The 14,639-nt window shown below is 63.1% G+C and carries 14 protein-coding genes and 1 riboswitch; of the genes, 8 read left to right on the forward strand and 6 right to left on the reverse strand.

Annotation, left to right across the window (positions count from 1 at the left end; genetic code table 11):
- Positions 1 to 128: 128 nt before the first annotated feature.
- The 3 genes from metS to GBB14_RS03350 form a co-directional block, all read right to left on the reverse strand.
- Positions 129 to 296, reverse strand: coding sequence for a methionine/alanine import NSS transporter subunit MetS (metS, locus tag GBB14_RS03340; RefSeq protein WP_151529880.1), 168 nt, complete (start codon positions 294 to 296; stop codon positions 129 to 131).
- A 2-nt stretch (positions 297 to 298) separates the two neighbouring features.
- On the reverse strand, positions 299 to 1,948 hold the full coding sequence (locus tag GBB14_RS03345; RefSeq protein WP_151529881.1) for a sodium-dependent transporter: 1,650 nt from the start codon (positions 1,946 to 1,948) through the stop codon (positions 299 to 301).
- A gap of 400 nt (positions 1,949 to 2,348) precedes the next feature.
- Positions 2,349 to 3,260 (reverse strand): DUF808 domain-containing protein, encoded by a 912-nt coding sequence (locus GBB14_RS03350; RefSeq protein ID WP_151529882.1) that lies wholly within the window; start codon positions 3,258 to 3,260, stop codon positions 2,349 to 2,351.
- A 175-nt stretch (positions 3,261 to 3,435) separates the two neighbouring features.
- Positions 3,436 to 3,545, forward strand: a riboswitch (TPP riboswitch).
- Between GBB14_RS03350 and GBB14_RS03355 the strand changes: the two genes are divergently transcribed.
- From GBB14_RS03355 to GBB14_RS03390, 8 genes are all read left to right on the forward strand, one after another.
- The gene (locus GBB14_RS03355) at positions 3,540 to 4,145 is read left to right on the forward strand and encodes an ECF transporter S component (RefSeq protein WP_151529883.1); all 606 of its coding nucleotides are present in this window, start codon (positions 3,540 to 3,542) and stop codon (positions 4,143 to 4,145) included. (Overlaps the previous riboswitch by 6 nt.)
- A 95-nt stretch (positions 4,146 to 4,240) precedes the next feature.
- Positions 4,241 to 5,728: an ABC transporter ATP-binding protein gene (locus GBB14_RS03360; RefSeq protein WP_370451590.1), complete on the forward strand. Its 1,488-nt coding sequence runs from the start codon at positions 4,241 to 4,243 to the stop codon at positions 5,726 to 5,728.
- Between the two features lie 8 nt (positions 5,729 to 5,736).
- Complete coding sequence (locus GBB14_RS03365; RefSeq protein ID WP_192796168.1) at positions 5,737 to 6,492, forward strand: energy-coupling factor transporter transmembrane protein EcfT; 756 nt, start codon at positions 5,737 to 5,739, stop codon at positions 6,490 to 6,492.
- A gap of 1 nt (position 6,493) precedes the next feature.
- The gene (locus GBB14_RS03370) at positions 6,494 to 6,991 is read left to right on the forward strand and encodes a hypothetical protein (protein ID WP_151529885.1); all 498 of its coding nucleotides are present in this window, start codon (positions 6,494 to 6,496) and stop codon (positions 6,989 to 6,991) included.
- Positions 6,992 to 7,199: 208 nt separating this feature from the next.
- On the forward strand, positions 7,200 to 8,783 hold the full coding sequence (locus tag GBB14_RS03375; RefSeq protein WP_151529886.1) for an ABC transporter substrate-binding protein: 1,584 nt from the start codon (positions 7,200 to 7,202) through the stop codon (positions 8,781 to 8,783).
- Positions 8,784 to 9,143: 360 nt separating this feature from the next.
- Positions 9,144 to 10,070: an ABC transporter permease gene (locus tag GBB14_RS03380; protein ID WP_151529887.1), complete on the forward strand. Its 927-nt coding sequence runs from the start codon at positions 9,144 to 9,146 to the stop codon at positions 10,068 to 10,070.
- Entirely contained in the window at positions 10,063 to 11,061 is a 999-nt protein-coding gene (locus GBB14_RS03385; RefSeq protein WP_151529888.1) for an ABC transporter permease, read from the forward strand. Before GBB14_RS03380 ends, GBB14_RS03385 begins: the two co-directional genes overlap by 8 nt.
- Positions 11,062 to 11,063: 2 nt before the next feature.
- Positions 11,064 to 12,782, forward strand: coding sequence for an ABC transporter ATP-binding protein (locus GBB14_RS03390; RefSeq protein WP_151529889.1), 1,719 nt, complete (start codon positions 11,064 to 11,066; stop codon positions 12,780 to 12,782).
- A gap of 78 nt (positions 12,783 to 12,860) precedes the next feature.
- Here GBB14_RS03390 and arsC read toward each other — a convergent pair whose 3' ends face one another.
- The 3 genes from arsC to GBB14_RS03405 are packed head-to-tail and all read right to left on the reverse strand — an operon-like array spanning position 12,861 to position 14,550.
- Complete coding sequence (gene arsC / locus GBB14_RS03395) at positions 12,861 to 13,211, reverse strand: arsenate reductase (glutaredoxin) (protein WP_151529890.1); 351 nt, start codon at positions 13,209 to 13,211, stop codon at positions 12,861 to 12,863.
- Between the two features lie 43 nt (positions 13,212 to 13,254).
- Positions 13,255 to 13,830, reverse strand: coding sequence for a DUF402 domain-containing protein (locus GBB14_RS03400; RefSeq protein WP_151529891.1), 576 nt, complete (start codon positions 13,828 to 13,830; stop codon positions 13,255 to 13,257).
- Between the two features lie 21 nt (positions 13,831 to 13,851).
- The gene (locus tag GBB14_RS03405) at positions 13,852 to 14,550 is read right to left on the reverse strand and encodes a hypothetical protein (protein ID WP_151529892.1); all 699 of its coding nucleotides are present in this window, start codon (positions 14,548 to 14,550) and stop codon (positions 13,852 to 13,854) included.
- Positions 14,551 to 14,639 lie beyond the last annotated feature (89 nt).

The raw sequence follows: 14,639 nt of genomic DNA on the forward strand, positions 1-14,639 counted from the left end.
CACTGGGCGCGTGTCTTGAGGCACGCAGCGGCCAGCAGTGCATCGCCTTGGGGGATAACGCGGTCAACCCGCGCGCAACGTCGAGAAGCACGCGGGTTGATGGGCCTGAGCACGAGGTCGGTGCTGGCTTATTTCTTTTCTAGCTTCAGCAGGATGTCATCGTCTGCCTTGGGATCAGCGCCGAGGAAGCCGGAGGTTTCGTCGGGGTGCTTCATCAGCTGCACGCTGAAGTACACCAGCCCGCCCCAGATGACGAGGATGAACAGGGCCATCATGATGATTGCAGTACCGGTCATGATTAGTGCGCCTCCTTGGTGTCGGCGGTCTTGTGGAGGGTGGCCTCGGGGCCATCGTCGCCGATGCCGCGGAAGCCGAGGGAATGATCGACATCCACACCGAAGTCCGAACCGGGCGGGCCATCGAGGGTCTGATTGCCGCGCCACGGCAGGATGGTCAGCGCCATCGAACCGATGAAGATCACGCCGATCACGCCCCAGCCATAGATGCCCAGCTGGGCGGGGGAGTAGCCCTCATAGGGCTCGGCGATCAGGGAGGTGATCTCCTGGAAGAGGATGATCGCCAGCACCACGGGGGTGATATTGGCGACGAAGATGCGCCAGGTGTTGCCCACGCGGAAGGAAGAGACGGCATTGAGGTGCAGTGCCAGCTCATCGGTGCGGTGCAGAATCCAGTCCACCACGATGATCGCGGCGATAGCGACGGCGACAATACCGATGTTGTTGGTGAACTTATCCACGATGTCGAGGGTGACCAGACCCGAGGTGGTGGGGAAGAAGATCATGGCGATCACAGCCATGGAGCCGCCCACCAGCAGCACAGCCTGCACGCGGGGAAGGTCGAACTTGTCCTGGAAGGCGCCGATGACCACCTCAAGCAGGGACTGCAGGGAGGTAATACCGGCGATCACGAGACAGGCGAAGAACACAACGCCGAAGACCGAGCCCCAGAGCCCGCCCATTTCCGAGATAACGGTGGGGAAGGCCACGAAGGCCAGGCCCGGGCCGGAGGAGGTGACCTCGTCCACGCCCACGCCCGCTTGGGTTGCCATGAATCCCAAGGTGGCGAACACGCCGATACCGGCCAGCACCTCGAAGGAGGAGTTAGCGAAGGCGGCCACCAGGCCGGTGCCGGTAAGGTTGGAGCGCGGCTTCAGGTAGGAGGAGTAGGTGAGCATGATGCCGAAGGCCACCGAGAGTGAGAAGAAGATCTGGCCATAGGCGGAGATCCACACCGTCGGGTTGCTCAGTGCTGACCAATCAGGAGTAAAGAAGGCGTTCAGGCCGGCGGCGGCGCCGGGCAGGGTGAGCGCGTAGATCACCATGCCGATGAACATCACGGCCAGCACCGGGATCGCCCAGGTGGACAGGCGGCCAATGCCCTTATCCACGCCCAAAGCCAGAACGACGAGGACCAGTACCCACACGACGGCGAGGACGATGGCGATAGGCCACACGAAGTTCAGGCTGTTGATGGAGGTGGCGTCAATCTGCAGGAAGTCGTTGAAGAAGTATTCCTCCGCATTATTGCCCCAGGACTTGCCGATGGAGCTAAACGCGTAGATGGCGGCCCACGCAATAATCACCGAGTAGTAGATGGTGATGAAGAAGGACACACCTACCTGGAACCAACCGACCGGCTCGGTCCAGGACTTCAGACGACGAAATGCCTTCGGTGCCGAGCCGCGGAAGCGGTGGCCCACGGCGAAGTCGAAGAACAGCAGCGGGATACCCGCGGTGATCAAGGCGACGATATAGGGGATGAGGAAGGCGCCACCGCCGGACTGATAGGCAACATAGGGGAAGCGCCAGATGTTTCCTAGGCCCACAGCGGAGCCGATGGCAGCGAAGAGGAACGCCTGCCGCGAGGAGAATGTTTCGCGGCCCTGGGCGACCTCGGCGCTACCTGCGGTGCTCGTGGAGGTAGACATGTCTCGGTCTCTTTTCTACTGATTCCGATGCGCCGCAGTGTGCCGCGCACCTCACTCTCAAAAAAAGTTTCACATGGTGGGAAACTCGGTCTCACAATAACAGAGTCGGTACGGATATAAGAACAGCCTCTATAGAATTTCAGGAAAATCTAAGAAAGGCGAGGCTTCCCAGCTAGGAGGCCTGTCGAGGGTTCGCGTCTACGCCCATCTGGGGGTAGCGAGGGTCGCGCGGGGTGCTGCTGCGCGCTGCGAATCTCGGGTTGCAGGAGCAAAGAGCAGAAAAATAGGGGCCTTATGTAGTAATGCCCATCAATAAAGGCGCCGCAGCGGAGATTCACCCCAGTGCGGCGCCTGCGGAGATATACCCCGCCCAAGTTGTAGTGAAGTTGTAGTGGTTGCGTTAGTGGTTGCGCTTTAGCGGCGAGAAGTGCACGGCCGTGGCCAGAATGCTGCCGATGATCGCACCGACCACGAGCGAGTAGCCGGTATTAATCAACCAGCCGAGGAAGCTGTAGTGGCCGTGGGAGAGGGAATGCATCAGGTCCTCGGGGCCACGCCATCCCAGCTCGGCGGCACCGTGGACGATAATGTGCCCGCCGACCCAGAGCATGGCGAAGGTGCCGATCACGCTGATCGCGGCCAGCACCTTCGGCATAGCGGCGACCAGTCCGCGGCCAAAGGCGGCGGCACCGGAGTTATCGGAGGAGGCGAGCTTGAGCCCCACATCATCCATCTTCACCAGCAGCGCCACCGCGCCATAGACCAGCGCGGTCAGGCCCATGGCCACCACCACGAGCACCGCGGTGCGCACCCCGAAGGTCAGGTGGGCCACCTGGTTGAGGGAGATCACCATGATCTCCGCGCTCAAAATGAGATCGGTGGCGATGGCGCTTTTGACCAGCTGGTCCTCATCCACGGACTTATTGGCGGAGGCCGGGGTCTGTTTGCCCTCCGCGCCGGTGACTAGCTCGACTACCTTTTCCATGCCTTCGAAGCAGAGAAAGGCACCGCCGACCATCAGGATCGGGTTGAGTAGCCAGGGCACCAGCCAGCTCAATAGCAACGCCAGCGGCAGGATCACAATGAGCTTATTAAAGAGCGAGCCCCGGGCGATCCGGAAGATCATGGGCAGCTCGCGCGAAGGCGAGACTCCGGCGACGAACTTCGGGGTCACAGCCGCATCATCGACCACCACGCCGGCGGCCTTGGTAGACGTCTTGGCCGCGTGGAGAGCCACATCGTCAATATTCGCGGCGGCAGCTCGAGCGAGAAGGGAGACGTCGTCGAGAAGCGCTGCAAGCCCACCGGCCATGAGGAGGTCCTAACTAGATAGGGGGAAACAAGCGGTTGCTTAGGGTGCACTAGCCCCGCTAGTGTTGCAAGAGCCGTGTACCGGCGCCCGAACTCCACACATTGTGCATGCACCAGCTCTGGCCTGTGCGTTTATCTGTGTGGGAGTCGCGCCGTTGCCTAAGCATACTAAATACTGACATTACCGCGGGTGCCCGCGCGCCATAGGCCGCGCTGGGGCTGAGAACACACCGTGTGAACCTGATCCGGGTAATTCCGGCGAGAGGGAGGGTACTTTTTCATGACATCATCAACCCAGCGCACCGCCTCGCGGTGGCGCGTCGTCGACATCGTGGTGGCCGCCGTATTGGGTGTGGCGACCGGTCTGATCTTCTGGATCTGGAATTCGGTGGGCTACGCTTGGTACACCGCCGCAGACGCGCTCACCCCTGGTTTGGGCGGTATCGCCGTGGGCGTGTGGCTGCTCGGCGGCGTTCTTGGCGGGCTGGTGATTCGCAAGCCCGGCGCCGCGATTTTCGTGGAACTGCTCGCCGCCGCCGTCTCTGCCACCTTGGGTAGCCAGTGGGGCCCGGAGACCCTGTACTCCGGTCTGGTGCAGGGAATTGGCGCGGAGCTGATCTTCCTCATTTTTGCTTATCGACGCTTCACTCCCGTCGTGGCCATGCTGGCCGGTGCCGGCGCCGCAGTTGGGGCATTCTTGCTGGAGCTGGTGCTCAGCGCCAACTACGCCAAGTCGCTGCTCTTTAATATCACCTACCTTTCCACCCTGATCGTCTCCGGTCTCTTCCTGGCGGGTCTGCTCGGCTATGTGCTGGTGCGGGCGCTCGCAGCGGCTGGCGCCTTGGATCGTTTCGCGGTAGGCCGCGAACACCGCGCTGAAGTCTAAGCTGCCCGAACCGCATCCGCCGCAGCGCGTGGGTGCGTCGCCGCCCACGGCGAGAATCTCGAGGAAAGTGACCCATAGTGAAGCACTCACACGGTCTGTCGCAGTTCAGCGACGCCGCTGCCCCCGTGCATGTGCGGGACTATTCCTGGCGGCACGGAGGCCGAAAAAACCCGACTCTGCGCTCCATTAATCTGCAGATCGAGCAGGGTGAGCGGGTGCTCGTTTTAGGGCAGTCCGGAGCGGGCAAGTCCACACTGCTGCACGCCATCGCCGGCGTGCTGGGCGGCGAGGATGAGGGCGATGAGCACGGCAGCATCACTGTTGCGGGGCGCTCGCCCGAGCAGGCCCGTGGCCTCGTGGGAATGGTGCTCCAAGACCCCGACTCGCAGGTCATCAGCTCGCGCGTGGGCGATGATGTCGCCTTTGGGTGCGAGAACCTCGGCGTGGAGCGTGCGGAGATCTGGCGGCGAGTACCCGAGGCACTCGAGCTGGTGGGGCTGCGTCTGCCGCTGGATCATCCCACCGCAGAGCTATCTGGCGGGCAAAAACAGCGCCTCGCCTTGGCCGGGGTGATCGCGATGGGCGCGCGGGTGATTGTGCTCGACGAGCCCACCGCCAACCTCGATCCCACCGGGGTGCGCGAGGTCCGCGATGCGGTGATCGCCGTTGCCGAGCGCACTGGGGCGACACTCATCGTGGTGGAACACCGGGTAGACATCTGGCAGCAGCACCTCGATCGCACGGTGGTCGTGGGCGCTACGGGCGATATCGCCGCCGACGGGCCCATCGACACCGTCATCGCCGAGCATGGTGCCGAACTGGCGGAGCAGGGAGTGTGGGTTCCCGGGGTGGAGCTCGACCTACCCGCCGCCCACACCGTGCCGGCGAGCGCCGATGCAGCACTATCCGCCACGGATCTTATGGTGGGGTGGCAGAAGAACCAGCCGGTGGCGGGGCCGCTGAACCTCAGCATTCCCGCCGGACATTCCACCGTGATTACCGGCGATAATGGCGCCGGTAAATCGACGCTGGCGCTCAGCGTCGCCGGCCTGCTCCGGCCCGTGCGCGGGAGCGTGCGGGTGCACACACCGCAGCGCAGCGTCGATCCGCACCGCTTGCGCTCTGTCGCTTTGGCCCAAACCTTGGGCTACGTGTTTCAGGACCCCGAGCATCAATTTGTCGCCCGCACCGTGCGCGAGGAGCTGCTCGTGGGCCCGCGCGTGATTAGCGGCAATAAGCATCTGAAGGAGCATCCCCGAGTGGATGAGCTTTTAGAGCGGCTGCGGCTCGCCCACCTCGCCGAGGCCAATCCTTTTACTCTGTCCGGCGGACAAAAACGCCGCTTGTCTGTGGCGACGGCGCTGGTTGCCGCCCCACAGGTCTTGCTGCTGGATGAGCCCACCTTTGGCCAAGACCGGCGCACCTTCACCGAATTGGTGCATCTGATCCGCGAGCTGGCCGATGAGGGCGTGGCGATCGCCTCCATCACTCACGATCAGCTCTTTATCGACGCGCTAGGGGATCACCGCATCCATGTGGATAAGCACGCCCCCGCACCCCAGGCGGGGGAGGGGGCAGCATGAGCGCACGCGTGAATGTGCTCCGTGGCACCAATCCCGTCACCCGGCTGCTGGGGGTGCTCTTTCTCACGACACCACTGCTCATCAGCGTGGATTGGGTCTCGGCCGGGGTGGCGCTGCTCTGCACCCTCGCGGTGACGCCGCTGTGCGGAATGTCCTGGCTTCAGCTGGCTCGCCGCGGCTGGCCGATTCTGGCTGTCACGCCCATTTCGGGTATTTCCATGGCCCTCTATGGCCGGCCCGAAGGCACCGAATACGCCAGTTTCCTCTTCGCCCACATCACGGATAACTCCCTCGAGCTGGCGCTGGCGATCATGCTGCGCGTGCTCGCCATTGGCCTGCCCGTGGTGCTCGTCTCCTACAAAGTCGATCCCACCGATTTCGGTGATGGGCTGGCCCAGGTGCTCAAGCTGCCTGCCCGCTTCGTCATCGGTTCGGTGGCCGGAGTGCGATTGATGAGTCTTTTCCAACGCGACTGGCGGGCCCTAGAGCGGGCGCGCCGCTCGCGCGGGCTCGGCGATCGCGGCCGCCTCACCCGCTTCTTCGGCCAGATCTTCGCCCTGCTCGTTGTGGCTCTGCGCCGCGGTTCTAAGCTCGCCACCGCCATGGAAGCCCGTGGTTTCGGCAGCGAGCACGAGCGGACCTGGGCGCGGGAATCGACCATGTCCGGCCGCGACTATGCCATCTTGCTCGCCTGCCTGGCCATTTCCTTTGTGGCGCTCGGGGTGTCCATCGCCAGCGGGGCATTCCGTTTCCTCGGGGCTTAAGATGCCACGCACTGTGCTTATCGACGGCCGCTCCGGGGCAGGCAAAACCACCCTGTCACGCTGGTTGGCCGACTGCGGCGGCGCCCAGCTGGTGCACCTCGACGATCTCTACCCAGGTTGGCATGGGCTCGCCGCCGCCGGTGAGATCGTCGCCAAGGATGTGTTGGCACCCATCGCGCCGGGATACTACCGCTGGGACTGGGAGCAGGGGCGGGCAGGGCAGTGGCGGAGTCTTCAGGCCACTGCGCCACTGATTGTGGAAGGCTGCGGGGCCATCACCCCCGCCACTGTCGCGGCCGCCCGGGCGCGCGGTCCGGTGGCCACGATCTTCCTCGATCTCGACGCTGCCGAGCGCAAGCGGCGGGCGCTCGCGCGCGATCCGGGCTATGCGGCCTATTGGGATATGTGGGCGGCACAGGAGGATCGGCATATTCACTTCGTGCTGCCGTGGCAGGATGTGGACTTTTCCCGCACACCCTCGCCAATTACCCCTGAGTGAGGGTGGTTTCTGGGGACCTATAGAAATCTTTTCCGGCCCCCCACAAGGGGTGGAGGTTAAGGTAGCTAAGATGCAGCACACAGTGTGCTAAGAGTTTTTCGTGTTTAGTTCTCAGGCAAACTAAGATGTGACGTGCCGCAAAGGCGATCGTCATAACACGATGACATCACCATATGCATGACCTACCTCGAATGGGAGAACTAACGCCATGACGCTAAAGAAGTCGCTGGCCATCCTTGGCGCCGCGTCGCTCACACTGGGCCTCGCTGCGTGCTCGGATGATAACGGCTCTGGCGAGGGAAGCGGAGCTGAATACATCCGCGCCAACGGATCCGAGCCACAGAACCCACTGATTCCGGCTAACACCAATGAGACCGGTGGTGGCCGCATTATTGACCTCATTAACACCGGCCTCGTCTACTACGACACCGAGGGTGAGGTTCATAACGATCTCGCCGACTCTATCGAGTTGGAGGGCGATAAGACCTATCGCGTGAAGCTCAAGGAGGGCAAGAAGTTCTCCGACGGCACCGAGATCAAGGCCGAGAACTTTGTGAAGGCCTGGAACTACGCCATGGAGAACGAGCAGCTCTCCGCCTACTTCTTCGAGCCCATCATGGGCTATGAGGACGGCGCCTCTGAGATGGAGGGGCTGAAGGTAGAGGACGGCTACACCTTCACCATTGAGCTGCAGCAGCCCGAGTCTGACTTCCCGCTGCGCCTTGGCTACTCCGCCTTCTTCCCGCTTCCCGACGTCGCCTTCGAGGACATGGACGCCTTCGGCGAGTCCCCGGTGGGCTCCGGTCCCTACAAGCTCGAAGAGTGGAACCACCAGCAGGACGCTCTCATCGTCCCGAACGAGTACTACGACGGTGAGCGTGCCGCGAAGAACGACGGCGTGCGCTTCACCTTCTACCCGCAGCAGGATGCCGCGTACGCCGATCTTCTCTCTGGCAACCTCGATGTCCTAGATGCCGTGCCGGATTCCGCCTTCTCCACTTTTGAGGAAGAGCTCGGCGACCGCGCGGTGAACCAGCCCGCCGCCGTGTTCCAGTCCTTCACCATCCCAGAGAGCTTGGAGCACTTCAGCGGTGAGGAGGGCAAGCTGCGTCGTGAAGCCATCTCGATGGCGGTGAACCGCGATGAGATTACCGACAAGATCTTCCTCGGCACACGCACCCCGGCGAAGGACTTCACCTCCCCGGTGATCGACGGCTATGACCCCGATCTCCAAGGCGAAGAGGTGCTGAACTTCAACCCGGACCGCGCCAAGGAGCTGTGGGCCGAGGCCGATGAGATCGCTCCCTTCGAGGGCACCTTCGAGATCGCCTATAACGCCGATGGTGGCCACCAGGCATGGGTGGATGCGACTGCCAACTCCCTGAAGAACGTGCTCGGCATCAACGCCCAGGGCAAGCCCTACCCGGACTTCAAGTCCCTGCGCGATGAGGTGACCAACCGCGAGATCACCACTGCCTTCCGTACCGGCTGGCAGGCTGACTACCCGGGCCTGGGTAACTTCCTGGGGCCGTTGTACGCCACCGGCGCCAGCTCCAATGATGGTGACTACTCCAACAAGGACTTCGATGCCAAGCTCGATGAGGCTGCCGGCGCTGAGTCTGTGAAGGAAGCCACCCCGCTCTACAACGAGGCTCAGGAGATCCTGCTTGAGGATCTGCCCGCGATCCCGCTGTGGTACTCCAACGTCACCGGCGGCAGCGCCGACACCGTGGAGAACGTGGTCTTCAACTGGAAGTCCGTCCCCGTCTACGAGCAGATCACCAAGAAGTAATCTGTTCTCGCCTGCGCCTGCGGCGGTGTGGCCCAGCTCGTGTACCCACGGGCGGGGGCGGCACTACCGGGCGCAGCGCTCGCTTTTAATCCCCAGCACCCCTGGTGCCCTTGGGATGAGTCTCCGAAAGGACGTTGCGCTCTGACTAGTCATAGTTCTCAACGCTCATACGGTGTCATCCACAGCGGCCAGGGGTGCTGGTGTGTGTGAAGCTTTGGTAATTTAAAGCGATAGTCTCGCCAGTCTCACTGCACCACCGAGCTCTCCGTGCATCACAGGACAATCGGATCGGCCAGCGGTGGTGGCTTGCGGGAGGATCGACGCGTCAACCGCGCTACCTAACCTAGAAAGTCCTCGCCTATGCTGCGCTATGTGGGGCGCCGCGTTCTGCAGATGATTCCGGTGTTCATCGGAGCGACTCTGCTGATCTATGCGCTCGTATTCCTCATGCCGGGTGATCCTGTGCAAGCCCTGGGTGGTGACCGTGGACTATCCGAATCCGCGGCTCAACGCATCAGGGAAGAGTACAACCTGGATAAACCCTTCCTCGTCCAATATCTGCTCTACATCAAGGGCATCTTTACTCTTGACTTCGGCACCACCTTCTCTGGCCAGCCTGTGTCCTCGGTGATGGCCAATGCCTTCCCCGTGACCATCAAGCTCGCCTTCATGGCTCTGGCCTTCGAGACCCTCTTCGGCATTCTCTTCGGCGTGGTCGCTGGTATCCGCCGCGGTGGCTTTTTCGACTCCACCGTGCTGGTGCTGTCGCTGCTCGTGATTGCCGTCCCCACCTTCGTGATCGGCTTCGTGCTGCAATTCATGGTGGGCGTGAAGTGGGGGCTATTGCCCACCACGGTTGGCCCCAATGAGTCCTTCGAGGCGCTGCTTATGCCCGCGATCGTGCTGGGCGCGGTGTCCTTCGCCTATGTGCTGCGCCTGACCCGGCAGTCCGTGAGCGAGAATCTCACCGCCGACTATGTGCGTACCGCCCGCGCCAAGGGCCTGAAGGACAGCACGGTGATGAGCCGCCACGTATTGCGCAATTCTTTGATTCCCGTCGCCACCTTCCTCGGCGCGGATCTCGGCGCCCTCATGGGTGGCGCCATCGTGACCGAGGGCATCTTCGGTATCAACGGTGTCGGCGGTGCTATTTACCAAGCCATCCTCAAGGGCGAACCCGCCACCGTGGTGTCCTTCACCACCGTGCTGGTGCTCGTCTACATTGTGGCCAACCTGCTCGTGGATTTGATCTACGCCGTGCTCGATCCGAGGATTCGCTATGCCTAAACCATCTCCCGCACACCTCAACCCCGAGAAGAACCTCCAAGGCCCCGCCTTTGAGACGAAGAAGGGCCAAGAGCACTTCGTTGACGCCGTGGATGAAACCGGCCTCGGTGCTGTCGACGCGGTGGCCGATGAGTCCGCACCGACCTCCCTGTGGGGCGAGGCGTGGCAGAACCTGCGTCGCCGTCCGCTGTTCTGGACCTCGGCCGTACTCATGCTCGCCGCTATCGTGCTCGCTTTGGTCCCGCAGTTGTTTACCAGCGTGGATCCGCAGAGCTGCGAGCTCGCTAACTCCCTCCAGGGACCCACTGATGGTCACCCCTTTGGTTTCGACCGCCAGGGCTGTGACATTTTCGCCCGCACCATCTACGGGGCGCGCGCCTCGGTGCTCGTCGGCGTACTCACCACGATGTTCGTCGTGGTGCTCGGCGTGCTCATCGGTGCTACAGCCGGCTATCTCGGCGGCATCGTGGACTCCATCTTCTCCCGCATCACCGACGTCTTCTTCGCGCTGCCGCTGGTGCTGGCCGCCATCGTGGTGATGCAGATGTTTAAGGATCACCGCACGGTGTTCACCGTGATCGTGGTGCTTGGCCTCTTCGGCTGGACCTCGATCGCCCGTATCACCCGCGGTGCCGTGATGAGCGTGAAGAATGAAGAGTTCGTCACTGCCGCCCGCGCCTTGGGCGCATCGCGCACCAAGATCCTGTTTAGCCACATCCTGCCCAATGCGGCGGCGCCGATCATCGTCTACGCCACCGTGGCTCTGGGTACCTTCATCGTGGCCGAAGCCACGCTGTCCTTCCTGGGTATCGGTTTGCCCTCGACGGTGGTCTCCTGGGGTGGTGACATCTCGCGCGCCCAGGCCTCGCTGCGCACCCAGCCGATGGTGCTCTTCTACCCGGCTGTGGCGTTGGCGACGACCGTACTCAGCTTCATCATGATGGGTGACGTCGTGCGCGACGCCCTCGATCCGAAGGCAAGGAAGCGATAATTATGACGAATACTACGCCCCCTGCCGGCACCGATAGCTCCGCCGAGGTGGACCGCTCCGTGCCGCTATTGACCTTCGAAGATCTCAAGATTTCCTTCGAGTCCACCACCGGCACCGTGGATGCCGTGCGTGGCATCAACCTCGCCATCTATCCCGGGCAGTCCGTGGCGATCGTGGGCGAGTCCGGCTCCGGTAAGTCCACCGCCGCCATGTCCATCCTCGGGCTCTTGCCCGGCACCGGAAAGATCACCGGCGGCTCCATTACCTTCGACGGCCAGGACATCACCGATGTCTCCGAGAAGGAGCGCCAAGAATACCGGGGCAAGATGATCGGCCTGGTGCCGCAGGACCCGATGAGTAACCTCAACCCCGTGTGGCGCATCGGCACCCAGATCAAGGAATCCTTGCGCGCCAATAACGTGGTGGATCCAAAGGAGTACGACGCGCGCGTCGCCGAGCTGCTCGAGGAGGCGGGCCTGCCGGACGCGGAGCGCCGCGCCAAGCAGTATCCGCACGAGTTCTCCGGCGGTATGCGCCAGCGCGCCCTGATCGCCATGGGCTTGGCCGCGCATCCCAAGCTGCTCATCGCCGACGAGCCCACCTCGGCTCTCGACGTGACGGTGCAAAAGCGCATCTTGGACCACCTGGGAACCCTCACCGAGGAACTCGGCACAGCCGTGCTGTTTATCACCCACGATCTGGGTCTTGCCGCCGAGCGCGCCGAGCACCTCGTGGTGATGCACCGCGGCCGCATCGTGGAGTCGGGTCCCTCGCTGAAGATTCTGCGCAACCCGCAGCACCCCTATACCCGTCGCCTTGTCGACGCCGCTCCCTCGCTGGCCTCCGCCCGCATTCAGCAGGCACAGCAGCAGGGTGTGGAGTCCACGGACAAGCTCAGCAGCGATCACTCGCAGGTACAGGACGAGGTGATCCGCGTGGAGAACCTCACCAAGATCTTTGATGTCCGCGGCGCCCGCGGCGCGAAGAAGGAACTGCGGGCCGTCGATGATGTCAGCTTCGGGCTGCGCACCGGCACCACCCTGGCGCTGGTGGGCGAGTCCGGCTCGGGCAAGTCCACGGTGGCGAATATGGTGCTGAACCTGCTCGACCCCACCGAGGGAAAGGTGTATTACAAGGGCACCGATCTGTCTACCTTGGGCCGCAAGGAGCTTTTCGATATGCGCCGCAAGCTCCAGGTGGTGTTCCAGAACCCCTATGGTTCGCTCAACCCGATGTATTCGATCTACCGCTGCATCGAGGAGCCGCTGAAGGTGCACAAGGTGGGCAACCGCGAGCAGCGGGAAAAGCGCGTCGCCGAGCTGCTGGATGTGGTGCAACTGCCGCGTTCGACCATGCGCCGCTACCCCAATGAGCTCTCGGGCGGCCAACGCCAGCGCATCGCTATTGCCCGCGCCTTGGCGCTGCAGCCGGAAGTGATCGTCTTGGACGAGGCCGTCTCCGCCCTCGACGTGCTGGTGCAGAACCAGATTCTGCAGCTGCTGACGCAGCTTCAGGATGAGTTCAATCTCTCCTATCTGTTCATCACTCACGACCTCGCTGTGGTGCGCCAGACCGCCGATGACATCGTGGTCATGCAAAACGGCAAGGTAGTGGAGCAGGGCAGCGCGGACGATATCTTCGATCACGCCCAGCAGGACTACACCCGGAATCTCATTGATTCCGTGCCTGGGCTCGGCATCGAGCTCGGAGCAGGGGAGTAAGCCCCACCCGCTCCACAACGCCACAAGGGCCGCCGCAGCACGTGCTGCAGCGGCCCTTAGGTGCTATCTAGGGGAGAATCAGGCGGGGTCGATGATCTCGTCGAGTTTCTCTGTGGGGCGAGCAATAACCACCCCGGAGGCACTACGCACAAAGGGTCGTTCGATCAGCCTCGGGTGGGCGAGCATGGCCGCAATAAGCTCATCCTCCGGCGTCTCGGGGCTCAGCCTCAGCTCGGCATACTCGGATTCGCCGGTGCGGATGGCCTCATGCGGGTGCAGGCCAGCATCCGCGAGCAGGCTGCGGAGCGTCTGTTCATCGGGGGTGTCCTCGAGATAGCGCACGATGGTCGGCTCGATGCTGCGATCGCGCAGATACTGCAGCGCGGCACGGGACTTGGAACAGCGGGGATTGTGATAGATCACGGTCATGCCGCCAAGGCTACCGGTGTGGAGCGCGGCGTCGTTAAGCGAATCAGCAGCCCGCGGGAGTGAGGGTGACGGTGTCCGCCCACTCGAGGGTGATACCGCGCGAGCGCAGCCACTGGTGGACGTCATCGCCATAGCGGGTGATGCCTTCCACGGCGGTGAGGGTGCGATCGATGGCGCGCTCAGCCTCGGAGGCGGTGATGAGCCCAGCGGAGGTGGCGGCGGCGAGCTCATCGATGTCGAGCACGTCGATGGGGGTGCCCGTGGTGGCTACGAGATCCACGTAGAGATCCCGCGTGGTCCAGGTGGTTCCCTCGCGGTTGATATCTGCGATGTCGATGTAGAGCTCTTGGTCTACATCTACCCCGGGGCGGAAGTGGAAAATATTGGCGCGCAGGCCGAGATCGGGCAAGAGCCACGATTCGAGATAGCCGAAGCGGGGATGATCCGCCCCGCGCGCCATGTACAGCCCGAAGTCGGTTTCGGTGTAGGTATCCACCGCGCGCAGGTAGCCCTTGGGGTCCGTGTTGGTCAGCGCGGAGACATCAAAGGTCTCCTGCTTCACGGGATGGAGATCCACAGTGGAGCCTCCATCCTGTGCATCGGGCTGGGAGGTGGACATGAGATACCTGCGCTGTCGCTTTTAGACCGTGAAGATCGCGGCGGTGGGGGCGAAGTGGCAGGCGGTCTCGGAGGTATTCACGGTGCCCTCGAGAACGGCGATGATGGTGCCCTTGCCGGTGGCTGCCGTGCCGTTGAGGGTGGCGGGGCCGTCGGGGTTGAGGCCGCCATTGCCCAGGCGGGAGGTGCCGAACTGCAGGGTGTCGATATTCATCCAGTGCACGTTGAGTGCGTCCTGCTGCTCTGCAGCTAGGCCTGGGGTGCCGAGTGCGGTGAACACGAAGCCGGCCTCGTCGGCGGGAACACCCGGCAGCGGCAGATCGGCCGGCCCGGGAACAGCGATGGCGGTGCCCACGGCGGTGTGCTCGCCGCCGATGCAGGAGCCGGCGATGGTGGGCCAGTAGAACTGGGTGAACTCGGGGGTGTTCTCCGGCTTCAGCAGCGGCGCACCCGCGGGGGAGTGGCCACCCTCGTAGAACTCCACGGCGGCGATCACGGCGTCACGCAGCTGCTCGGGGATGAAGGGCTGGTTGGCGAAAGCGCGGGCCTGAGCCAGCACCTCAGGGGCGGGGCGGCTGAGATCGTCGATCAGCTGGGGATTAGTAATGACGGGAATCGTCATATCGGAGCTGGTCTGCGCGGTGGCCAGCGGGGCGGAAAGCGTGGCGCCAACGGTCAGGGCGGCAGCGCAGGCGACGGCGATCGGGGTACGGAGTTTCACGGGGTTTCAGTGTCCTTTCTTGGAAGCTGTACATGCGACGGGCACAAAGCTCTAGTCCACAGACTTCACTTAAACCACATTAGTCACAA

Origin of the sequence: Corynebacterium sp. 51B, assembly GCF_008930785.1 — a bacterium.
GTDB lineage: Bacteria > Actinomycetota > Actinomycetes > Mycobacteriales > Mycobacteriaceae > Corynebacterium > Corynebacterium megadyptis.